Raw genomic sequence first — 22268 nt, forward strand, 5'->3', positions numbered from 1 at the left:
CGTGTCACGCCCGTCGGGCCGCTCTCATCCGCCGGGTCACTGCAGGCAGCTGGGGCCCAGCAGCGTCTTGAGCGAGGCGTACAGCGCGGCCGACGGGTTCACGGAGAGCCGCTTGTCGAGCTGCATGAGCGTGGTGCGGCCGGGCTCCTGCAGGCGCAGACGCACCTCGCTGGATCCCGGGTTGTCCTCGAGCACCCCGCGCAGCTGCTGGGCCACCTTGGTGGTGGCGCGCATCGCCGGCAGGGCGATGGTGACCGGGCCATCGGGTCCGCCCCCGGTCTCCGGGATCGACATCTCCATGACGCGCAGCTCGGGCATGCCCTTGGACGTGTCCACACGGCCCTTCATCGACACGATGAGGTCCTCGGCGAGCTCGGTGGCGACGGTCTGATAGGTCGAGGGGAACATCAGGCAGTCGATCGAGCCCTCGAGGTCCTCGACCGTGGCGATCGCCCACATGTCGCCCTTCTTGGTGGTCTTGCGCTGCAGGGTCGTGATGAGCCCGGCGATCGTGACCATGGCGCCGTCCTCGACGGCCCCGTCGTCGGCGAGGGCGCTGATCGATGTCGAGGAGTTCTGGGCGATGACGTGCTCGAGGCCGTACAGGGGGTGGTCGGAGACGTACAGGCCCAGCATGTTGCGCTCGAAGGCCAGCTTCTCCTTGCGGTCCCACTCGGGCAGGTCCGGGATCACGATGGTCGCCGCGGAGCCGGTCGCCACGTCGTCCCCGCCGGCGTCGCCGAAGACGTCGCCGAAGAGGTCGTACTGGCCCTGGGCCTCCTTGCGCTTCACGTCGACCACGGAGTCGACCGCATCCTCGTGGATGAGCACGAGGGCGCGACGGTTCGCACCGAGCTCGTCGAAGGCACCGCCCTTGATGAGCGACTCGATGGTGCGCTTGTTGCAGACGCTCAGCGGGACCTTGTCCAGGAAGTCGGTGAAGGACGTGAACGCGCCCTTCTCCTGACGGGTCCTGATGATCTCCTCGACCACGTTCGCGCCGACGTTCCGGATCGCCGAGAGGCCGAACCGGATGTCCTCCCCCACCGCGGAGAAGTACAGGTCGGACTGGTTGACGTCCGGCGGGAGCACCGTGATGCCGCGGTGCCGGCAGTCGCCGAGGTACAGGCCCAGGCGGTCACGGTTCTCCTGGGTGGAGGTCAGCAGCGCCGCCATGTACTCGGTGGGGTGGTTCGCCTTGAGGTAGCCGGTCCAGTAGGAGACCACCCCGTACGCGGCGGAGTGCGACTTGTTGAAGGCGTAGTCCGCGAACGGCATCAGGGTCTCCCACAGCGCCGTCACCGCGGCGGTGGAGTACCCGTTGTCCTTCATACCGGCCTCGAAGGAGGCGAACTGCTTGTCCAGCTCCGCCTTCTTCTTCTTGCCCATTGCACGGCGGAGGATGTCCGCCTGACCCAGGCTGTAGCCGGCGACCTTCTGCGCCGTCTGCATGACCTGCTCCTGGTAGACCAGCACGCCGTAGGTCTCGCCGAGGATCTCCGAGAGCGGCTCCTCGAGCTCCGGGTGGATCGGCGTGATCTCCTGCAGCCCATTCTTGCGCAGCGCGTAGTTGGTGTGGGAGTTCATGCCCATCGGACCCGGGCGGTACAGCGCCGAGACGGCGGTGATGTCGCCGAACTGGTCAGGCTTCATCTGCCGCAGCAGGGTGCGCATGCCCGAGCCGTCCAGCTGGAACACGCCCAGGGTGTCTCCGCGCTGCAGGAGCTCGTAGGTCTTCTCATCGTCGAAGGGCAGCGTCTCCAGGTCCGGGGGAACCTTCCCGTTGCGCTCCATGTTCGCGACCGCGTCGGAGAGCACGGTGAGGTTGCGCAGCCCCAGGAAGTCCATCTTCAGCAGGCCGAGGGTCTCCAGCGTCGGGTACTCGAACTGGGTGATGATCTGGCCGTCGGAGGGGCGGCGCATCATCGGGACGATGTCGACCAGGGGGTGGCTGGACATGATCACCGCGCAGGCGTGGACGCCCCAGCCGCGGGTGAGGCCCTCGACGCCCTTCGCGATCTCGACGACCTTCTGGACGTCGGGGTCCTCGTCGTGGATCCGACGGAACTCCCCCGCCTCCGCGTAGCGCTTGTCCTCGGGGTCGAAGATCCCCTTGATGGAGATGTCCTTGCCCATGACGGTGGGCGGGAGCGCCTTGGAGAGGCGGTCGCCCATCGCGTAGGGGTAGTCGAGCACGCGCGAGGCGTCCTTGAGGGAGTTCTTCGTCTTCATGACGCCGTAGGTGATGACCTGCGCGATGCGGTCGTCGCCGTACTTGCGCTCCACGTACTCGATGACCTCGCCGCGGCGGCGGTCATCGAAGTCGACGTCGAAGTCGGGCATGGAGACGCGGTCGGGGTTCAGGAACCGCTCGAACAGCAGGCCGTGCTCGAGAGGGTCGAGGTCGGTGATGCGCATGGCGTAGGCGACCATCGAGCCGGCGCCGGAGCCACGGCCCGGTCCCACCCGGATGCCCTGTTCCTTGGCCCACTTGATGTAGTCCGAGACCACCAGGAAGTAGCCGGGGAAGCCCATCTGCAGGATGACGCGGACCTCGTAGTCGGCGCGCTTCTGCACGTCGTCGGGGATGCCCGCGGGGTAGCGGTACTCCAGTCCGCGCTGGATCTCCTTGATGAACCAGGACTCCTCGTCCTCGCCCTCCGGAGTGGGGAAGTTGGGCATGTAGTTGGCGCCGTCGTCCGTGGTGCGGAACTCGACCTCGCTCATCTCGGCGACGCGCAGAGTGTTGTCGCAGGCCTCGGGGAACTCGCGGAAGAGCTCGCGCATCTGCTGCGCGGACTTCAGGAAGTACCCGGAGCCGCCGAACTTGAACCGGTCGGGGTCGTTCAGGCGCGACCCGGAGTTGATGCACAGCAGGACGTCCTGGATCGTCGCGTCCTGCTCGGTGACGTAGTGCAGGTCGTTGGTGGCCAGCAGGGGCGCGCCGACGGCCTTGGACACCTCGATGAGGTCCTTGGTCACGCGCTGCTCGATGGACAGCCCGTGGTCCATCAGCTCGATGAAGTAGTGCTCCTTGCCGAACATGTCCTGGAACTCGCCGGCGGCCTTGACCGCCTCGTCGAACTGGCCCAGACGCAGACGGGTCTGCACCTCGCCGGAGGGGCAGCCGGACGTGGCGACGAGACCCTCGGAGTACTTCGAGAGGATCTCGCGGTCCATGCGGGGCCACTTGCCCATCTGCCCGTCGAGCGAGGCGGCGGAGCCCAGACGGAACAGGTTGTGCATGCCCTCGGTGGAGCGCGACAGCAGGGTCATGTGGGTGTAGGCGCCACGCGCGGAGACGTCGTCGCCGGCGAGCTGCTGCTCCCGGGTGCCCCACTGCATGCGAGTGCGGTCATGACGGCTCGTCCCGGGCGTCACATACGCCTCGATGCCGATGATCGGCTTGATGCCGGCCGCCTTGGCGGTCTTGTAGAACTCATAGGCGCCGAACAGGTAGCCGTGGTCCGTGATCGCAACGGCCGATTGTCCCTGGCGGACGGTCTCGTCGACGAGTTTGTCGATCTTCGCGGCCCCGTCCAGGAGCGAATAATCGGTATGGACGTGGAGGTGCACGAAATCGTCGGACATGCCCTCCAGAGTAGCCAGTCCGGAGGCCCGACATGCCATCGGGAGGGCGTCGGGGAGGTCACCCCGGCGCGTCCGACGGACCGGGGAGGAGCAACAGGGCGGGGAACCTCAGCGACGGGGCGCAGCGACCTCGGCGTGAGTGCGCAGGATGCCGTCGGTGGTGCCCTCGGGGGCGCGGCCGATGCCGCATTCGGTGGCGACGCCGAATTCCTGCCGGACAGCGGCGGAGGCGGCGGCGATCCGGCTGCGGGCACCGTCGGAGCCGTCCTCCCGATGCACGAGGCCGAGGTACAGCTCGGGAACCTCGACGAGCTCGCCGAGCGGGGTGAAGTACTCGGCGTCGTCCCGGCCGATCGGGACCGGAAGATGCAACCAGGTCAGCTCGCGACCGGCCGCGGACGTCACGGCGTTCGCGACGCGCACCAGGTTCGCCGTATCGGTGGGTTCGACGAAGTGCTTCTCCCCCGCGTCGCCGTAGCAGAGGTGGATCCCGACCTCGACGTCACCGGGCACGGAGTCGACCAGAGCGGCGAGGCGTCCGACGATCCCCTCGAGCACGTCCCCGATCCACCAGTGGTCCATCACGGCGCCGTACCCCTCGGCCCCTTCGAGGATGCCCATCTCGCTGGCCACGTCCCACTGGATCGCGAGGTCGTCGTGGTCGATCGCCTCGAGGATCTGCTCGAGCTCACCCAGCATCGCGTCCGCGTAGACGGGTTCGATCGCTGCGCGCTCCTGCCCGGCGAAGAACGAGGAGACGACGGCGACCGGCGTGGGCAGCGAGACCTGGAAGCGGATCCCCGCGGGGATCGTCCCCTCCTGGCGGAGCCGGACGAAGGTCGCATAGGACTCGATCGCGGCGGCCGCGTAGCCGAGCGGTGGCAGCTCGATACCTCCGGCCTCGACACCCTCGGCGAGACGCAGCGGACGCGCATCGATGCCCGCCGGGAAGGGGACCGGCTCGTCGCCGACGCGGTCGATCCCCGCGGCCTGTCCGAGCACGTCGGGCTGGAACATGATCCAGTGGAACCGCTTCCCCACCTCGCCGTCCGGGATGCGCCTCACATGGGCGCCGAGGATCTCGGCGACCGTCCGCATCGTCTTCTCGGCATCGTCGTAGTTCACGCTGCCTGTGAGCAGGGCACCTCGGGGTTCAGTCATGGGCTCAGCGTACGGGGCGGCCGCTCCTCCCGTTCACGCCGTGTCGCTGTCACCCTCGGCGTCCTGCGCGCGGCGCGTCTCGGCCAACAGGGAGTTCAAGTAGTCGTGGACGTCCTCGAAGCTGAGGCTGCGCTCGTCCCGACGCGGCGGGATCCCGCCCACGAAGGCGCCGCCGTGCCAGGACATCGAGTCGTCGGGCAACGTCGGGTCGTCATCGCGCCACAGGTCGATCGGGATCGCGTGGGCGGCGAGGTCGCGGGCGATCTCGTCGGCCTGGGCCGGTGATCCGGAGCGCTGGAGCACGGAGACCAGCAGGGACTGCGCGGCCCAGGCGAAGGCGTCGCGGCGGTCGTCCTCCCCCGGGTCCACGGACTCCTGGACCAGAGCGATGTAGCTCGCGGCGAGTTCGTCCGCCCCGTCCTCGTAGTGGTCCTTGGCGACCCGCAGCGCGACCGACGGCACCAGTTCGCGAGCCTCCCACAGCACGGCGGCGCCCACCAGCGCCATCCCCACCCCGGTCGGGAAGTCCGGGTCCAGGGCCATCGCCGTGGAGGGGGCGCGCCCGGCCCGACGGGCATCGTCCGCCTCCAGGAACTCGCGGAGGGAACGCGCGATCGCGGCGCGAGCACGGTCATCGTCCCGCAGGGCCACCTCGGCCTCGGCCGGGTCGATGCCGAGACGGCGCGCCACCCTCATGAAGGGGAAGTCTTCTCGGGCCAGGGCCGCATCTCGCGTCGGGCTCAGCGCGGTGGGGGTCTGCTCGTCGGTCATGCCTCGACGCTACCCCGGCTCCGGCCGTCCCCTCGACTCCTGCACGAGGTCAGGGACGAGCTCAGCCGCGCAGCGCGTCGAGCGCGTCCTGCAGGTCCAGCGGGTACTGCGAGGAGTAGGTGACGGGACGCCCGGTCGCGGGATGGATGAAGGTCAGCTCCATCGCGTGCAGCCACTGACGGATCAGCCCCACCTTCTGGGCGAGGCCCGGATCGGAGCCGTACAGCGGATCCCCCACCAGCGGATGCTTCAGGGCCGCCATGTGCACACGGATCTGATGGGTGCGGCCCGTCTCCAGGCGGACCTTGAGCAGCGTGGAGCCGTGCAACGCCTCGAGAGTCTCGTAGTGGGTGACGGAATGCTTGCCGTCCTGGAGCACCGCGAACTTGTAGTCGTGGTTCGGGGACCGGCCGATCGGCGCCTCGATGGTGCCTTCTGCCTGGTCCGGGGTGCCCTGGCAGATCGCGTGATAGATCTTGCCGACCTCGCGGGCACGGAAGGCGTCCTTCAAGGTGGTGTAGGCGCGTTCCGTGCGGGCCACGACCATCAGGCCGCTCGTGCCCACGTCGAGACGGCTCACGATGCCCTGCCGGTCGGGGTCGCCGCTGGTGCGGATGCTCACGCCCGCCGCGGCCAGGTGCCCGAGCACGGTGGGACCGGACCAGCCGGTGCTGGGATGTGCCGCGACGCCGACGGGCTTGTCGACCACCACGATGTCCTCATCCTGGTGGACGAGGGTCATGCCGTCGGCGATCTGCGGCCGCAGCAGAGAGGCGGGCCGCTCGTCCGGGAGCTCCACGTCGACCACCGAGCCTGGCTCGAGCCGGGTGGAGCGGGCCGGGACGCTGCCATCGACCTGGACCAGACCCGCCATCACGAGGTCTGCGGCGCGGGTGCGGGACAGGCCCAGCATCCGTGAGATGCCGACGTCGACCCGTTCACCGGCCAGCCCGTCGGGGACCATGAGGGTGCGCGAGGAGCTCACCGGGTCTCCTCCGGATGCTCGACGTCGTCGGTCCCGGCGGTGCCGACGGCCTCCGCGCGGGCACGTTCCTCGGCCTCGGCGGGGTCCGGCGACATCCCGATCACGCCCAGGAGCACGACGAGGATCGCTCCGGCGACCACTGCCATGTCGGCCACGTTGAACACGGGCCAATGGGGCAGTTCGAGGAAGTCGACGACCGCACCGTGGAAGGGGCCGGGAGCGCGTAGCACGCGGTCGTGGATGTTGCCCAGCGCCCCACCGAGGATCAGGCCCAGGGCGAGCGTGTACCAGTACGACCGGACCGAGCGGACGGCGAAGACGATCACGCCGATCACGATCGCGATCTGCAGGCCGGTGACGACCGGCGTGATCTCCGAACCCATCCCCCAGGCCGCACCGGAGTTGTACAGCAGGGTCAGGTGCAGGATCTCGCCGAGGAACGGCTGCGGGTCCAGCTCCGGCAGGTTCGCGACGGCCCAGTTCTTGGTGAGCTGGTCGACGACGGCCAGCAGCAGCCCCACGACTGCCATCCCGCCGAGGACCGTGCCCCGGCTCGGACGGCGACGAGCGCCGGACCCGTGGGGCCCGGCGCTCGTCGGCGACTGATCAGCGTGGTTCACAGACCGAAGTTCGCCTGCTTGTCCTGCGTCTCGCTCGTGTCGAGATCGCGGAGCTGGTTCTCGAGGTAGTTGCGCAGACGGTTGCGGTAGTCGCGCTCGAAGGTGCGCAGGCCCTCGATCGTCTTGTCGAGGTCCGCCTTCTTCGTCTCGAGCTCGGCCAGCGTGGTGCGGGACTTCTCCTCGGCCTCGCTGACGATGCGCTTGTGCTCGTCATTGGCCTCGGTGATGAGGCGGTCGCGCTCATCCTCACCGTTCTTGACGTACTCGTCGTGCAGACGGTTGGCCAGGGCGATGATGCCGGCGGCGTCGGCGCCACCTGCAGCGGCGGCAGGCGCGACGGCGGCGGTAGCGGCAGAGGACTCGGCAGGAGCATCGTCCACGACGGTGTTCTGCGCGGTCGCTCCGGCATCCGGCTCCTCCGTCGACGCGGCCGTGGCCCCGTCGACAGCGGCATCGTCGGTCTCGACGTCGTCCGCGACCACAGGGGCCTCAGCGGACTCGGCGGCCACAGGGGCTGGCGCGGACTCGACCTCGGCGAGGCGGTTGTGCGCCTCCTCGAGCTCCTTGGTCAGTCGGTTGTTCTCGTCGATCAGCTCTTGCAGGCGCGGCAGGATGTCGTTATCGAGGTAGTTGTCCACCTCGTCCATGTCATAGCCCTCGGAGAACCGAACCGGCGTGAACCGCTTGGACAGCAGGTCATCGGGCATCAGAGCCATGGGTCACCTTCTCATCAGTCAGGGGTCGTCGTGCGCATGAAGCGCGGTGGCGACAGCCTAGCGGATAGCGGGAGCCTGCCACGACTTCTGCGAGAAGCCGTGAGGGCTCGACTGGGCAGCGCTGCGCGACGTCAGCTTGCGAGCGAGGCCAGGACGGACAGCAGGATCCACCCCACGACGAGCAGGATCATGAGGCTCAGATCGAGCACGATCGAGCCCAGCCGCAACGGAGGGATGAGGCGTCGCAGGCCCTTCACCGGAGGGTCGGTCAGCGTGAACACGACCTCGAAGAGCACCAGCACGATCCCCCGCGGGCGGAACTCCCTCGCGTAGGACTGGATCCACTCCAGGACCAGGCGGGCGATGAGCACGATCAGGTACAGCAGCACTGCGAGGTACAGCACTCCTGCGACAAGCTGCATGAAGGCGCTCAGCTCTGGTTGTAGAAGCTGCCCTCGTCGGCAGAGGTATCCCCGTCGACCTGGACGAACTCCGGGGAGAGCAGGAACACCTTGGAGGTGACCCGTTCGATGCTGCCGCGAAGACCGAAGACGAGACCGGCGCAGAAGTCGACCATGCGCTTGGCGTCGCCGTCCTGCATGTCGGAGAGGTTCACGATGACGGGCACCCCGTCACGGTAGGACTCGCCGATCGCCTTCGCGTCGTTGTAGGAACGCGGATGGATGGTGGTGATGCGGTGCATCGACTCCTCCACTGCCGGGGCCATGGCGACAACATTCGAGCGCTGGCGGATCGGGGTCACCTGAGCCTCCCGTTCGGGTGCGGGATCGACGCCACGCTCGGTGCGGCGAGCCGGAGCGGCGGCCTCGTCCGGGCGCTGCCGCTCGTCCTCGTAGTATTCATCGTCGACCTCGTTGGCGAGGCCGAGAGCGACCATGGCGTTGCGCCAGTTACCCATCGCAGATCTCCCAGTTTGTTGTTCACGCTGACCGGGGCTCCGGGGAAGCACGGGGAGTGCGCGGGAGCCCTGTGCCTCGAAAGTACCGCAGGGGTTTCCTCTGCCCAGGGAGGCCGTCGGCGTGTCGCCTCCCGTGTCGTGCCTGCGCCGCCTCCGACATCGGGCCGTTGCACGCCGCCCCAGCGGGGATCAGCGGCGCCGGACGACCCCGGCGAACCGTCCCGTGCGAGCCTGCCTCCGATAGGAGAAGAAGTCCTCGCATTCGAGGGTGCAGGGGTGGTCCACGTCGATCTCCGCCGCAGGGAGGCCGGCGCCGGTGAGCACGCTGACGGCTCCCGCACGCAGGTCGAGCGCAGGGGTTCCCCACCGGGTAAGGGACCACGTGGCCGGCAGGACCAGTGAGGAGTCCGCGCGCATCTCCTCGGGAACCTCGTAGCAGCTCCCGCAGATCGAGGGGCCGATGCTCGCGGAGATCTGCTCGGCGACCGCCCCCAGCTCCGCCATCGCGGCGAGGGTGTTCTCGAGCACTCCGCCGAGCAGACCGGCCCGGCCGGCATGGGCGACGGCGATCACGCCCGCCGTCTCATCGGACAGCAGCACCGGGAGGCAGTCCGCGACCATGATCGCCAGCGCCACGTCGGAGCGGCGCGTCACCAGGGCATCGGCGGTGATCACCGGGACGGGGACGGGGCCGTGCTCCGGCAGCACGTGGACATCCGGGGAGTGGACCTGCTCCGCGAAGACGAGCGGGGCCCCGATCTCGGCGGCGACGAGCGCGCGATTGCGGTCGACGACGCCGTCCTCGTCCCCGACGTGGCGGGCGAGGTTCAAGGTGGCGTAGTCGCCGGCCCCCACTCCCCCGGCACGCCCCGTGAACAGGGCACGGGCCCCGCGAAGACGCGGGGCCCGTGCGGGGAGAGCTGATGTCACTTGAGGAACGACGGCAGATCGAGATCGTCATCGTCCGACGGCGGCTCCTCGATGCGCGGCGGACGCACCGGCTCCGGCTGCGGAGCGCGGGGCGCGGGCTGCGGCGGGAACTGCGACTGCTGCGGAGCGGCGTACTCCTGATCGGCCTCGGTGGGCTCGAGCACCTCGGTCTCCGGATCGCTCGACCCCGGACGGGTCGGGGAGAACGTCTGCTGCGGCAGACCCCAGGCACCCGGGGCCGCGGCCGCACCGGAACCCGACGACGGACGCTGCGACGTGGAGGCCGGACGCGGCTCCTGCGCGGCGCGCGGCGGCTGGACCGGCTCCTGGCGGGGGGCCGGACGCTGCTGCGGGGCGACGTCCTGGCGCTGGGCCGGGCCGCCGCTCTCGAAGCCGGCGGCGATGACGGTCACGCGGACCTCGTCACCCAGGGCGTCGTCGATGACGGAGCCGAAGATGATGTTCGCGTCCGGGTGAGCGGCCTCCTGGACCAGGCGGGCGGCCTCGGAGACCTCGTACAGGCCGAGGTCGCTGCCGCCCTGGATGGAGAGCAGCACGCCGTAGGCGCCGTCGATCGAGGCCTCGAGCAGCGGGCTGGAGACCGCGAGCTCGGCGGCCTGGAGGGCACGGTCGTCGCCACGTGCCGAGCCGATACCCATCAGGGCGCTGCCGGCGCCCTGCATGACGGACTTGACGTCCGCGAAGTCGAGGTTGATCAGGCCCGGCGTGGTGATCAGGTCGGTGATGCCCTGCACGCCGGACAGCAGCACCTGGTCGGCGCTCTTGAAGGCGTCGAGCATGGAGACCTGCTTGTCCGCGATGGACAGGAGGCGGTCGTTGGGAATGACGATGAGGGTGTCGACCTCGGCCTGCAGGCCGGCAATGCCGGAGTCCGCCTGGGTGGAGCGGCGGCGGCCCTCGAAGGTGAACGGACGGGTGACGACACCGATGGTGAGCGCGCCGAGGCTGCGGGCGATCTTGGCGACCACGGGGGCACCGCCGGTGCCGGTTCCGCCGCCCTCGCCGGCCGTCACGAAGACCATGTCGGCCCCGCGCAGGACCTCCTCGATCTCCTCGGCGTGGTCCTCGGCCGCGCGCTTGCCGACCTCGGGATCGGCGCCGGCACCGAGACCACGCGTGATCTCCTTGCCGACGTCGAGCTTGACGTCCGCGTCGGACATCAGCAGCGCCTGGGCGTCGGTGTTGATCGCGATGAATTCGACGCCCTTGAGACCGGACTCGATCATGCGGTTGACAGCATTGACACCTCCGCCGCCGACGCCGACGACCTTGATGACTGCTAGGGAGATCTGGGTTCCGGCCACGTTTAGGGTCCTTGCTCTTGTCGTTCACCTGCGAAGAGGAGCCTGCGTCGCGCCTGGTCACCGACTGCCGAAACCCTCAACCTCGACTCGAGGTTTGGAGTTCGGGGCACCTCTTCTTTCCTTTGACGCTAGGGAGGACTTCACTCCCACGCAAACACCACGGGCGCGTGTCGGCCGCGTGTCGGCTGCGAACCGTGGAAAGGCTCACCCTGTTCGAGCGGGACCGACCGTTCAGCGCGTGACCGGGGCGACCGGGGAGGACACGTCGATCTCGGTGCCGGGCTGGTCGATCAGCGCCTGGACCACCTCGGCCTTGAGCGTCGAATCCGCGGCATCACCCCAGACGACGGTCTTCGTGCCGCCGTCCTCGAGGGCGAGGACCAGCTGGACGTCGCTCGCGCTCGAGGCGGTCATCTGCTGCACGGAACCGCGCAGGCCGTCCGGCATGCTCGCGAGGACGTCGCTGAGCGCGGTCGCGGCACCCTCCGGATCCGCGGACCCGGCATCCACGGTCAGCGGGATGAGCTCGGCCCCCTCCCCTGCTTCGGCAGGCAGCTCCTGCCCGGTGCCGTCGATGACGGCGGAGCTCCCGTCGGTCGTCGTCAGGACGGCGACCGGCTCCGCCTCGGTGATCGTCACCGTGGCGCCGTCGGGCCAGGAGCGCTCCACCTCTGCGCTCTCCACCCCCGGCACCGCTTCGACGCGCTCGGCGATGTCCGAGGTCGGCAGGAGCAGAACACTGTCGCCGAGGTCCTGATCCAGCACGGTGCGCACCTCCTCCTCGTGGACGTAGCCGAGACCGGAGACCGAGACCTCGCGGAGCTGGAGCGCCGGGAGGAAGATCACGACGAGGACGGCCGCGACCAGGAGCGCCACCGCTGCGCACGCGCCGGCGATGATCGCGCGACGGCGACGACGCCAGGGCCGCCCGGCGACCATCTCGCGGAAGCGCCCCGCGGCCTGGACCACTCGGCCTCCGCCTGCGGAGCCGCCGCCGGTGCCGGCCTCGGTCGCGGAGCGCTCGGCGGGAGCCTGCGGGCCCGGTCGGCCGACGGCGGTGCTCGAGGTGCGCGGGGTGCGGGTGGTGGCGCGAGAGGATCCCGGCCGTGCGACCCGCGGCGCCGGGTTCGCCGACGGGGCGGGAGCTGCCGAGGTGGCAGAAGAAGCCGAGGAAGCAGACTGTGCGGAGGCCGCCGTGCGGGCCGACGGGGCCGATCCTGCGGACCGTGCAGGTCGGACCGATGGAGCGGGGCGGGCTGACGGTGCAGGTCGCGCCGTGACGCCGTCACCCCGTGCGGGCGTCATCCCGGAGCGCCCCTCCGACGTCGCCGGCCGCGGGGTCCGTGCAGGGCTGGGCCGCCGTGCGGTGGTGCGGGGACGCGGTGCCGAGGGACGGCGCGCCATCAGCGCTCCCCCGCTCCGTCGCCCAGCGCCGCCAGCACCGCTGGGGTGGTCTCGACGATGTCACCGGCGCCGAGCATGAGCACGAGATCGCCCGGCACGGCGGCGCCGCGCACTGCGGCGGCGACCTGGTCCGGCCCCTCGACGGGCCGAACGGTCCCGGTCTGCACATGATCCGTGATGGTGCGGGCGTCGATGCGCGGATCGGGATCCTCGCGCGCCGCATAGACCGGCATCACCCAGGTGAGATCAGCCGCGGCCAGAGCGGTCGCGAAGTCCGCGGCGAAGTCCCGGGTGCGGGAGAACAGATGCGGCTGGAAGACCACGAGCACCCGGCCGCCGAGCCCTTGATCCTCCACGATGCCGCGGGCCGCGGCGATGGTCGCCGCGACCTCCCGGGGATGGTGGGCGTAGTCGTCGACCACCGTGACACCCCCGGCGGTTCCCGCGACGTCGAAGCGTCGCGAGGCGCCCGTGAAGACGGACAGGCCGCTCGCCAGGGCGCTGAGCTCCGCCTCGGGGACTGCGGCGCCGACGGCCGCGAGCGCGCCGAGGGCGTTGAGCACATTGTGGTGCCCTGCCACCGAGAGCGTGGTGCGGAGCGTGCCGCGGGGGGTGCTGAGCTCGAGCTCGGTGCCCCCGGCGCTGCTGCTCTCGGCGAGCACCTGCCAGTCGCAGCCGGCGTCGGTGCCGTAGGTCGTCACGGCGACGCCGCGCTGCGCGGCGCGCTCACCGAGGGCACGGGCACCGGGATCATCGGCGCACACCACGAGGTGACCGCCGGGGACGATCTGCCCGGTGAGGACGTCGAAGGCCGCGGTGAGCGTCTCCTCGTCGCCGTGGAAGTCGAGGTGGTCCGGCTCCAGGTTGGTGACCACGAGGGACCGGGGGGCGAAGGCGAGGAACGATCCGTCGGACTCGTCGGCCTCGATCACCGCGGGACCTCTCGAGCCGGAGTCGGACGCCGCGCCGGTGCCGGCGGCCGTCACTGCCGGATCCGCACGGAAGCCGGCGTTGCGACCGAGGTCCGGGACCGCTGCGCCGAGGGCCCAGGCAGGGTCGAGACCGGCGCCGCGCAGGGCCATCACGGCCATCCCCGTCGTCGAGGTCTTGCCGTGGGTGCCGGCCACCGCGACGAGGTCACGGCCGGAGAGCAGGCCTGCCAGGGCGGCCGCGCGATGGACGACCGGGATCCCGCGCTCGTGAGCGGCGATCACCTCGGGGTTGTCGGCGCGCACCGCGGTCGAGACGACCACGACGTCGACGTCCTCGGCCAGTGATGCGGCGTCGAAGCGGAGGGCGATCCGCGCGCCCGCCTCGCGCAGCGGGGCGATGAACTGGCCGTCCTGCGAGTCCGAGCCGCTCACGCGGAGCCCGGCTTCCAGGGCGAGGCGGCCGACGGCGGACATCCCAGCGCCCCCGATGCGGATCACGTGGACACTGCGGATCGGACGATCCGTCGGCCACGCGGGCTGCGTGATGACGTCCCCCGGACGCAGGATCGTGCGCGGTGCGCGCTGCTTCGAGGGGCCGGTGGGGACTGCAGCGGAGGTCATGGGATCACCGTAGTCGGATCGCTCGGGGGACCGGGTCAGGCTCGGCGTGCGACGCCGGTCACGACGTCGGCCATGACCTCGGCGGCATCGGAGATGCCGAAGGCGCGGGACGCCTCGGCCATGGCGCCCAGGCGCTCGGCGTCCTGGAGCAGCGGGAGGACCTGTGTGCGCAGCACCTCGGCGTCGAGATCCGCATCCGCCACCATCAGCGCGCCCCCGGCGGCCACGACGTCCTGCCCGTTCAGGGCCTGCTCGCCGTTCCCGATCGGGAGCGGGACCAGGAGGGACGGCAGCCCGACGGCGGTCAGCTCGCAGACCGTGCCGGCGCCGGACCGGGTCAGGGCGAGGTCCGCGGCGGCGTAGGCGTCCTCCATCGACAGCACGTACTCGACGACCCGGTAGCCGGGCCGCTCGACGAGGCCCTCGGCCTTGCCGCGGCCGGTGACGTGGAGGATCTGCACGCCGGCGTCGAGGAAGCTCTCCGCGGCCTCGGAGACCGCGGTGTTCAGCCGCAGGGCGCCGAGGGATCCGCCGGTCGCGAGCAGCACCGGTCGGTCGGGATCGAGACCGAAGGCCTCCCGTGCGGCGGCGCGGCGGGCGTCACGATCGAGGTGGGCGATGCCGTCGCGCATCGGCATCCCGATCCGGCGCGCGCCGGGAAGGCTCGAGCCGTCGAAGGCGGTGAGCACCTCGGCGGCACGTCGGGCGCCGAGCCGGTTCGCGAGACCGGGTCGCCGGTTGGCCTCATGGACCACCACGGGCAGACGCGCGGAGAAGGCTGCGAGGTAGGCGGGCGGGCACACATAGCCGCCGAAACCCGCGACCACGTCGATCTGTCGCTCGCGCAGGATCGCCCGCACCTGGCGCAGGGTCCCCACGAAACGACCCGGGAAGCGCAGCGCGGCCCCGTTCGGACGCCGGGGGAAGGGCACCTTGTCGATCGTGAGCAGCTCGAAGCCGGCTGCGGGGACGAGATCGTTCTCTAGCCCGTCGGAGGTGCCGAGCACGAGCACCTCGGCCTCCGGCGCGCGACGGACGATCTGGGCGGCCGTGGCCAGCAGCGGGGACACGTGCCCGGCGCTGCCACCTCCGGCGAGCAGGATGCGGGGCGGGGTGGTCGTGGTCATCGGGTCCTTCGGGACGAGGGGGAACGACGAGCAGGCGAGGTGCTCGAACGGGCGGAGGAGCGGGACGATCCCGAAGCCGTCGAGGGCTTGGAGCGCTGGGCGCCCTGTGAGCTCTTTCTGCCCGAGGGGCTCTTCGTGCTCGCGGGGCTCGTGGCGGTCGTGGGGGTCTTCGAGCTCTTGGCGCCCCCGGCGGCCTTCGTCGTCGACCGCTTCGACGCGCCGGTGCGCTTCGACGAGCCGGTGCGCTTCGACGCGGTGGAGGCGGTGTCGCGCGGGGCGGGCAGCACGCCGACGGAGCTGCGCACCGACGCCATCCGGGCGCTGATCGCCTCGGGGGCGCCCGGCTCGCGCCGCGCGAAGGAGATCAGCACCCCGAGCGCGGCCATGGACGCGAGCAGCGCGGAGCCGCCGGAGGAGATGAACGGCAGCGGGACGCCGATCACGGGCAGCATCCCGGTGACCACCATCATGTTCACAAAGGCCTGGCCCAGCAGCCAGGCGCTGATGCCGGCGATCGTGACCTGCATGAAGTGGTCGTCGATCCGCGTGATCATGCGGAAGAGGATCAGCGCGAGTGCGGCGAAGAGCAGGAGCACACCGAGGGTGCCGATGAGACCCAGCTCCTCACCGATGATGGCGAAGATGTAGTCGTCCTCCGCGGCGGGGAGACGTCCCCACTTCTGGCGGGACTCGCCGAGGCCCACGCCCCACCAGCCGCCTTCGGCGAGACCCATGAGGCCCTGATCGGACTGATAGCAGGAATCGCCCTGGCAGATCCCGTGGATCCAGTTCCCGATGCGCGCCATACGGTTCGCGCTCGTGACGGTCAGGCCGATGACCGCCACCAGACCCGCGACCCCTGCCGCCATGAACCAGCGTCGCGGCACGCCGGAGACCCAGACGGCGCCGGCGACGAGCAGGGCCATGATCATCATCGTGCCGAGGTCGTGGCCGAGCATCACCAGGCCGAGGGCGACGACGACTCCGGGGACGAGCGGGAACAGCAGATGGGCGGGCCTGTGCAGCAACGGCCGCTTCATGGACAGCAGGGCACCCAGCCATACGGCGAGGGCGAGCTTGAGGAACTCCGAGGGCTGAAGCGTCTGCCCGGCGATGCGGATCCAGTTCTGGTTGCCGTCCACGGCCCAGCCCAGGCCGGGCACGAAGACCAGGCACTGCAGGGCGATGCCCACTCCGAGCAGGGGCCAGGCCGCCTTGCGATAGAAGGCCGGAGGCAGCGCGGCGGCGACGACGAGCAGGACGAGCCCCATGGCCGCGAAGGTCCCCTGGCGGAACAGCCCGGCGAACCCGGAGTTCCCCCGGGAGATGTTCAGGACCGCGGAGGAGGACAGCACCATGACCAGGCCCACGCTGATGAGCAGGGTGCCGATCACGATCAGGGCGTAGAAGTCGAGCGCCGGGGACTTCAACCAGGAGCCGACGCCGTCCCGCATACGGGAGCTGATGCTGCCCAGCGGCTGGTCCTCATCGGGACGCACGACGCCGGTGGACCGACGGGTGTCCCGGCGGGTCTCCTCGATCGTCATGTGCTCGCTCCTGGCAGTCGATGGACGGCCGCCGCGAAGAGATCCCCCCGCTCCGCGTAGTCACGGAACTGGTCGATGGAGGCGGCTGCCGGTGCCAGCAACACGACGTCCCCTGCCGAGGCGAGGGAACGGGCGGCGTGCACCGCGTCCTCCATGAGTCGGGAGCGCCCGGCGACGTCGTCAGTGTCACCCGGATCGATGCGTCGGACGGGGACCTCGGGGGCGTGTCGCTCGAGGGCGGCACGGAACGGCTGGTCGTCCACTCCGAGCAGGACGACTCCGACCAGGCGGTCCGCCGTGGAGGAGATCAGCGGCTCGAGATCGGCGCCCTTGGTGTCGCCCCCGGCGATCCAGACGACGCGGTCCGCGGCATGCAGGGACGCTGCGGCAGCGGCCGGGTTGGTGGCCTTGGTGTCGTCGACGAAGCTGATGCCGTCGATCGTCGCGATCAGCTGCGCACGGTGGGAACCCACGCGGTAGGCCCGCAGTCCGTCGCGCACGGCCTCCGCCGCGACGCCGTGCGCGCGGGCGAGTGCGGCCGCGGCCAGGGCGTCGAGCACGAGGTGGGGCCCGGCCCCGTGCGGGCCGAGGTGGGCGAGGTCCGACAGGGTGGCGAGCTCGGCGGCGGCCGTGCGGCGCTCGGCGAGGAAGGCGCGGTCCACGAGGATCTCGTCGATCACGCCGATCTCGGACAGACCGGGTGTGGCGAGGGAGATCCCGACCGCGCGGGCGCCGTCGAGGACATCGGCGTCCTCGACCAGCCGCCTGGTGGTCTCGTCCGCGACGTTGTAGATGCACGCGGTGCGGACGCCGTGGTAGATCCGGCCCTTGGCCAGCGCGTACTCCTCGGCGCCTCCGTGCCAGTCGAGATGGTCGGCGCTGATGTTGAGCACCGCAGCGGCCTCGCAGTCGAGGTTCTGCGTCCAGTGCAGCTGGAAGCTGGAGAGCTCGATCGCGAGCACGTCGAAGCCCTCGGGGTCCAGGGCCGCCTCGATCACGGGCAGGCCGACGTTCCCGCAGGCGACGGCGCGCAGTCCGGCGTGCTGGAGGATCGTCTCGAGCATGGTCACGGTGGTGGTCTTGCCGTTGGTGCCCGTCACGGCGAGCCAGTCGGGACCGTCAGCCGGCTGCATCCGTCGGGCCAGCTCGATCTCGCTCCACACCGGGATCCCGGCGGCGGCCGCGGCGGCGAGGAGGGGCTGGTCGGGGCGCCATCCCGGGGAGGTGATGACGAGGTCGACCTCGCGATCCTCGGGCAGGGCGAGCGTGTGCTCCCGACCCAGGCGCACCTCGACCCCGAGCACCTCGAGGATCTGGGTGCGCTCGCGGATCTCCGGGGTGTCGGAGCCGTCGGCCACGAGCACGTGCGCGCCGCGCTGCATGGTCTGGTCGGCGACCGCGTAGCCGGAGATGCCGAAGCCGGCGACCAGGATCCGCAGCCCGGCGACGTCGAGGCCCGGCCAGGCGAGGTTCTCGACGTCGGGACGGTCTGTGCGGGGTGCGGGGGTGGGTTCTGCTGCGGTCATGAGGTGATCCTCGGGAGGGCGTCGAGGTAGAAGATGCCGAGGCCGAGGCCGGCGAGCACGCCGGCGACGATCCAGAAGCGCACCACGATCGTGACCTCGTTCCAGCCCTTGAGCTCGAAGTGGTGCTGCAGCGGGGCCATGCGGAACACACGTTTCCCGGTGAGCTTGAAGCTGCCCACCTGGATGATCACCGACAGGGCGATGATCACGAACAGCCCGCCGATGACCGCGCCGAGGATCTCGGTGCGGGTGACGATGGTCAGCCCGGCGATCGCGCCGCCGAGAGCGAGGGACCCGGTGTCCCCCATGAAGATCTTCGCGGGCGAGGTGTTCCACCACAGGAAGCCGACGCAGGCGCCGATGATGGCGGCGCACAGCACGGCGGCATCCAGAGGGTCACGGGCGTCGTAGCAGTGCACCACTCCCCCGGCGTCCAGGTCGACGTTGCACACCTGGCGCCACTGCCAGAAGGCGATGACGAGGTAGGTGGCGGTGAAGATGATGGTGGCGCCGCTGGCGAGACCGTCGAGGCCGTCGGTGAGGTTCACGCCGTTGGACCAGGCGGCGACCAGGAAGTTCGCCCAGATCGCGAAGAGGATGAAGCCGACGACGGAGCCCGCGAAGGCGAGATCCAGCCACTCGACGTCTCGCACGAAGGAGATCTTGGTCGACGCCGACGTGTTGCCGTTGCCGTCGGGGAACAGCAGGGCGAGCACGGCGAAGGCGGTCGCGACCAGGAACTGGCCGATGAGCTTCGCGCGCGGGCGCAGTCCGAGGCTGCGCTGCTGCGAGATCTTCAGGTAGTCGTCCAGGAAGCCGACGACCCCGAGCCCCACCATGAGGAAGAGCACCAGCAGGATGGAGACGGACGGCACGGTCAGCAGGAAGAGGTGCGAGAGACCGTAGCCGAGGATCGTGGCCAGGATGATGGCCACGCCGCCCATGGTCGGGGTGCCGCGCTTGGTGGCGTGCGAGGTGGGGCCGTCGTCCCGGATGAACTGGCCGTAGCTCTTGCGCACCAGGAGCTTGATGAACAGCGGGGTGCCCCCGATGGACAGCAGGAAGGCCGTCGCTCCCGCGATGATGATCGCGATCATGCGTCGTCTCCTTCGTCTGCCGAGTGCTCCGGGAGAGCACCGTCTCGTCGCTGCAGGTGGTCGATGAGCGGCGCGGCGATCTCCCGGAGCCCGGCGTCACGCGAGGACTTCAGGAGCACCACGTCACCGGGCACCACCGTTCGTTCTAGCACGGCGATCGCCTCCTCGACCGTGTCGAGGTACTCGGACTCACCCCCGAAGCTGCCTTCGAGGCTCGCCCCGTGATGGATCGGTGCGGCGCCGTTGCCGATCGCGTACAGCTGGCCGATGTTCAGGCGCACCACGAGGCGGCCGATCTCATCGTGCAGGCGCACGGAGTCCGGCCCCATCTCGAGCATCTCGCCGAGCACCGCGATCGTGCGGTGGCCGCGGCCGAGGTGGGCGAGAGTCTTGAGCGCCTGGCGCATCGAATCCGGGTTCGCGTTGTATGCGTCGTTGATGACGATCACGCCGCCGGCGCGCAGTGCCTCCATCCGCTGCCCCGAGGCGAGCTTGGCATCCTCGAGGGCGGCGGCCGCGGCGGCCGGGTCCACCCCGGCGGAGACCGCTGCCGTCAGAGCGGCCAGGGCGTTGGCCGCCTGGTGGTCGCCCAGCAGGTCCGGGCGCACGGGGAAACGGCCCGCGGGCACGTCGGTGCCCTGGAGGGTGGTCACGCCCTCGGGGACGACGAGGGTGAAGCTCACGCGGGCGTCGACGTCGAGGGTGAGGTCCTCTCCGCGCAGGTCGCCGGTGGTGAAGCCCCAGCTGAGCACGGGAGCCGCGCTGCGATCGGCCATGGCGGCGACCAGCCGGTCCTCGGCGTTCAGGATCGCCCTGCCGGAGGGCTCGAGCGCTTCGACCAGCTCGCCCTTGGCACGGGCGATCGCCTCGACGCTGCCGAACTCCCCCAGATGGGCGCTGCCCACGTTCAGGACCAGGGACACGTCGGGGCGCGCGATGTCGGTGAGCTGCGTGATGTGTCCGATGCCGCGGGCGCCCATCTCCAGCACGAGGTACTGCGTCGCTGAGTCCAGCCGCAGCACGGTCAGGGGCAGGCCGAGCTCGTTGTTGAAGCTGCCGACGGGCGCGATGGTCTCGCCGACGGTGCGCAGGATCGTGCCCAGGAGGTCCTTGGCCCCGGTCTTGCCGGCGCTGCCCGTGATCGCGAAGACCACGAGGTCCTCGCGCTCCTGGCGGGCGCGTGCCAGCTGTGCCCGGGCGAGGTCCCACAGGGCGGTGCGCACGTCGTCGACGAGCACCGCCGGAAGGCCGAGGTCCCGGGTCACCAGGGCGATGGCTGCTCCGGACTGCTGCGCCGCGGCGACGTGGTCGTGCCCGTCGGCGTGCTCGCCGAGGAAGGCGGCGAAGAGGTCACCGCCCTCGATCTCTCGAGAATCGATCCGGGCCGCTCCGGTGACGGTCTCGTCACCGGTCGCTCCACCCACGAGGCGACCTCCGGTGATCCCAGCGATCTCCCCAGCTGTGGTCTGCAGCATCGTCAGCGTTCTCCGTCCGTGTCGTCGGCGCACATGGTCCCGGTCCCGGCCAGCGCGGAGCGCAGTCGGAGGCGGTCATCGAACGGATGGACGATACCGCTGATCTGCTGTCCGGTCTCGGCGCCCTTGCCGGCCACGAGGATGGTGTCGGACACGTCGGCCAGTTCCGCGGCGAGCTCGATGGCCGCACGCCTCCCGTCCACGTCGTGGACCTGCGCGTTCGTGCTCTCCGGGATGCCGCTGAGCACGGCGCGTCGGATCTCGGCAGGGTCCTCGGAGCGCGGGTTGTCGTCCGTGACGATCACCACGTCCGCGAGGCGCGCAGCGACCTCCCCCATGGCGGGCCGCTTGCCGCGGTCCCGATCTCCACCCGCTCCCATGACGACGATCAGGCGGCGGGTCCCCGGGACGGCGCTCAGGGTGATCAGGGCCTGTTCGAGGGCGGCCGCGGTGTGGGAGAAGTCGACGACGCCGCGGATCGGCTCCGAGGCCACGAGCTCCATGCGCCCGGGGACGGCGCCGGCCTCGCCGAGCGCCGCCGTCGTCTCGGGACCGGAGATCCCGATCGCGGCCAGGAGCAGCTCGGCGGCGAGCGTGTTGGCGACGTAGTGGCGCCCGGGCAGCGCGGCCCGCAGAGCGCGGGGACCGTCCGGACCGTCGACCGTGAAGGTGCTGCCGAAGCCCTCGGCACGGATGTCGCGGGCGGTGTGGTCCGCCTCGACCCCGGGGTCCGTGGCGTAGGTCGTCACCGGGACGTTCGCCTCGCGGGCGAGGCGCCGGCCCCATTCGTCGTCGACGCACACGATGCCGCGCGCGGAGTGCTCGGGGGTGAACAGGATCCGTTTGGCCTCGTAGTACGCCTCCATGGTGCCGTGGAAGTCGAGGTGGTCCTGGCTGAGGTTGGTGAAGCAGGCGACGTCGAAGACGACCTCGTCGGCGCGGTGGAGCACGAGGGCGTGGCTGGAGACCTCCATCGAGGCCACCTGGACCTCGTCCTCGAGCATGCGGGCGAGGATCCCGTGGAGCTCGGGGGCCTCCGGCGTGGTGCGGACCGTCGCGATGCGATGGTCGTCGCCGGATGCATCGCGATAGGCGGTGCCGCTGGTGCCGATGACCCCGGCGGGCACCTGGAGCTCGTCGAGCACGCGGGTGAGGACCGTGGTGACCGAGGTCTTCCCGTTGGTGCCGGTCACGCCGATGGTCCGGAGGTGCGTGGCGGGTCGCCCCTGCACGATCGCGGCGGCGGCGGCTGTGGCGGCACGAGGGTCGTCGACGACGAGGGCGGGGAGCCCGGCGTCCTCGCAGCGCTGAGCGCCCGCCTCATCGGTCAGGGCGAGCACGGCACCCCGCTCCCGGGCCTGGCCCGCGAAGTCGGCCCCATGCGCGTTCGCACCGGGAAGGGCGCACCAGAGGTCGCCGTCCCGAGCGCTGCGGGAGTCCAGCGTGACCCCGGTCAGGAGCAGCTCGCCCTCCGGCGCGGTGGCCCCGAGGGACGCGGCGAGCTCCGCCGCGCTCACCCCG

18 protein-coding genes are annotated in these 22268 nt (G+C 70.7%); all 18 read right to left on the bottom strand.

Annotation, left to right across the window (positions count from 1 at the left end; genetic code table 11):
- Positions 1-36: 36 nt before the first annotated feature.
- Positions 37-3591, bottom strand: a complete 3555-nt coding sequence (dnaE, locus tag ACT3UL_RS00060) for a DNA polymerase III subunit alpha (RefSeq protein WP_444575956.1) — start codon at positions 3589-3591, stop codon at positions 37-39.
- 108 nt (positions 3592-3699) lie between these two features.
- Complete coding sequence (locus tag ACT3UL_RS00065) at positions 3700-4752, bottom strand: hypothetical protein (RefSeq protein WP_444575957.1); 1053 nt, start codon at positions 4750-4752, stop codon at positions 3700-3702.
- Between the two features lie 33 nt (positions 4753-4785).
- The gene (locus ACT3UL_RS00070; protein WP_444575958.1) at positions 4786-5523 is read right to left on the bottom strand and encodes a hypothetical protein; all 738 of its coding nucleotides are present in this window, start codon (positions 5521-5523) and stop codon (positions 4786-4788) included.
- A 61-nt stretch (positions 5524-5584) separates the two neighbouring features.
- A complete protein-coding gene (locus ACT3UL_RS00075) occupies positions 5585-6508 on the bottom strand; it encodes an RluA family pseudouridine synthase (protein ID WP_444575959.1) in 924 nt (307 codons plus the stop codon).
- Positions 6505-7128, bottom strand: coding sequence for a signal peptidase II (gene lspA / locus ACT3UL_RS00080; protein ID WP_444575960.1), 624 nt, complete (start codon positions 7126-7128; stop codon positions 6505-6507). The genes ACT3UL_RS00075 and lspA overlap by 4 nt, the downstream gene beginning before the upstream one ends.
- A complete protein-coding gene (locus ACT3UL_RS00085; protein ID WP_444575961.1) occupies positions 7125-7844 on the bottom strand; it encodes a DivIVA domain-containing protein in 720 nt (239 codons plus the stop codon). The genes lspA and ACT3UL_RS00085 overlap by 4 nt, the downstream gene beginning before the upstream one ends.
- Positions 7845-7975: 131 nt before the next feature.
- Positions 7976-8266, bottom strand: a complete 291-nt coding sequence (locus tag ACT3UL_RS00090) for a YggT family protein (protein ID WP_444575962.1) — start codon at positions 8264-8266, stop codon at positions 7976-7978.
- 8 nt (positions 8267-8274) lie between these two features.
- Positions 8275-8763, bottom strand: coding sequence for a cell division protein SepF (locus tag ACT3UL_RS00095; protein ID WP_444575963.1), 489 nt, complete (start codon positions 8761-8763; stop codon positions 8275-8277).
- Between the two features lie 189 nt (positions 8764-8952).
- On the bottom strand, positions 8953-9693 hold the full coding sequence (gene pgeF, locus ACT3UL_RS00100) for a peptidoglycan editing factor PgeF (RefSeq protein ID WP_444575964.1): 741 nt from the start codon (positions 9691-9693) through the stop codon (positions 8953-8955).
- On the bottom strand, positions 9690-11018 hold the full coding sequence (ftsZ, locus tag ACT3UL_RS00105; RefSeq protein WP_444575965.1) for a cell division protein FtsZ: 1329 nt from the start codon (positions 11016-11018) through the stop codon (positions 9690-9692). The genes pgeF and ftsZ overlap by 4 nt, the downstream gene beginning before the upstream one ends.
- A 231-nt stretch (positions 11019-11249) precedes the next feature.
- Positions 11250-11987, bottom strand: a complete 738-nt coding sequence (locus ACT3UL_RS00110) for a cell division protein FtsQ/DivIB (protein ID WP_444575966.1) — start codon at positions 11985-11987, stop codon at positions 11250-11252.
- A gap of 434 nt (positions 11988-12421) precedes the next feature.
- Positions 12422-13975, bottom strand: coding sequence for a UDP-N-acetylmuramate--L-alanine ligase (gene murC, locus ACT3UL_RS00115; protein ID WP_444575967.1), 1554 nt, complete (start codon positions 13973-13975; stop codon positions 12422-12424).
- Between the two features lie 35 nt (positions 13976-14010).
- Positions 14011-15102: a UDP-N-acetylglucosamine--N-acetylmuramyl-(pentapeptide) pyrophosphoryl-undecaprenol N-acetylglucosamine transferase gene (locus tag ACT3UL_RS00120; protein WP_444575968.1), complete on the bottom strand. Its 1092-nt coding sequence runs from the start codon at positions 15100-15102 to the stop codon at positions 14011-14013.
- Entirely contained in the window at positions 15099-16649 is a 1551-nt protein-coding gene (ftsW, locus tag ACT3UL_RS00125) for a putative lipid II flippase FtsW (RefSeq protein ID WP_444575969.1), read from the bottom strand. Before ftsW ends, ACT3UL_RS00120 begins: the two co-directional genes overlap by 4 nt.
- Positions 16646-18175 carry a UDP-N-acetylmuramoyl-L-alanine--D-glutamate ligase gene (murD, locus tag ACT3UL_RS00130; protein ID WP_444575970.1) on the bottom strand — a complete coding sequence of 510 codons (1530 nt, stop codon included), beginning with the start codon at positions 18173-18175 and terminating at the stop codon, positions 16646-16648. Before murD ends, ftsW begins: the two co-directional genes overlap by 4 nt.
- Positions 18172-19272, bottom strand: a complete 1101-nt coding sequence (gene mraY, locus ACT3UL_RS00135; protein WP_444575971.1) for a phospho-N-acetylmuramoyl-pentapeptide-transferase — start codon at positions 19270-19272, stop codon at positions 18172-18174. The genes murD and mraY overlap by 4 nt, the downstream gene beginning before the upstream one ends.
- Positions 19269-20747 (bottom strand): UDP-N-acetylmuramoyl-tripeptide--D-alanyl-D-alanine ligase, encoded by a 1479-nt coding sequence (locus tag ACT3UL_RS00140; protein ID WP_444575972.1) that lies wholly within the window; start codon positions 20745-20747, stop codon positions 19269-19271. The genes mraY and ACT3UL_RS00140 overlap by 4 nt, the downstream gene beginning before the upstream one ends.
- 2 nt (positions 20748-20749) lie before the next feature.
- Complete coding sequence (locus ACT3UL_RS00145; RefSeq protein ID WP_444575973.1) at positions 20750-22264, bottom strand: UDP-N-acetylmuramoyl-L-alanyl-D-glutamate--2,6-diaminopimelate ligase; 1515 nt, start codon at positions 22262-22264, stop codon at positions 20750-20752.
- Positions 22265-22268: the final 4 nt, after the last annotated feature.

The sequence above is a fragment of the Brachybacterium sp. 107 genome (assembly GCF_052379725.1).
Lineage (GTDB): Bacteria > Actinomycetota > Actinomycetes > Actinomycetales > Dermabacteraceae > Brachybacterium.

Coding starts and splice junctions, on each gene's coding strand:
- ACT3UL_RS00065 (WP_444575957.1), bottom strand. CDS start 4,752: ATGACTGAACCCCGAGGTGCCCTGCTCACAGGCAGCGTGAACTACGAC.
- murC (WP_444575967.1), bottom strand. CDS start 13,975: ATGACCTCCGCTGCAGTCCCCACCGGCCCCTCGAAGCAGCGCGCACCG.
- ACT3UL_RS00085 (WP_444575961.1), bottom strand. CDS start 7,844: ATGGCTCTGATGCCCGATGACCTGCTGTCCAAGCGGTTCACGCCGGTT.
- ACT3UL_RS00070 (WP_444575958.1), bottom strand. CDS start 5,523: ATGACCGACGAGCAGACCCCCACCGCGCTGAGCCCGACGCGAGATGCG.
- ftsW (WP_444575969.1), bottom strand. CDS start 16,649: ATGACGATCGAGGAGACCCGCCGGGACACCCGTCGGTCCACCGGCGTC.
- ACT3UL_RS00090 (WP_444575962.1), bottom strand. CDS start 8,266: ATGCAGCTTGTCGCAGGAGTGCTGTACCTCGCAGTGCTGCTGTACCTG.
- ACT3UL_RS00120 (WP_444575968.1), bottom strand. CDS start 15,102: ATGACCACGACCACCCCGCCCCGCATCCTGCTCGCCGGAGGTGGCAGC.
- dnaE (WP_444575956.1), bottom strand. CDS start 3,591: ATGTCCGACGATTTCGTGCACCTCCACGTCCATACCGATTATTCGCTC.
- murD (WP_444575970.1), bottom strand. CDS start 18,175: ATGACCGCAGCAGAACCCACCCCCGCACCCCGCACAGACCGTCCCGAC.
- mraY (WP_444575971.1), bottom strand. CDS start 19,272: ATGATCGCGATCATCATCGCGGGAGCGACGGCCTTCCTGCTGTCCATC.
- ACT3UL_RS00095 (WP_444575963.1), bottom strand. CDS start 8,763: ATGGGTAACTGGCGCAACGCCATGGTCGCTCTCGGCCTCGCCAACGAG.
- ACT3UL_RS00140 (WP_444575972.1), bottom strand. CDS start 20,747: ATGCTGCAGACCACAGCTGGGGAGATCGCTGGGATCACCGGAGGTCGC.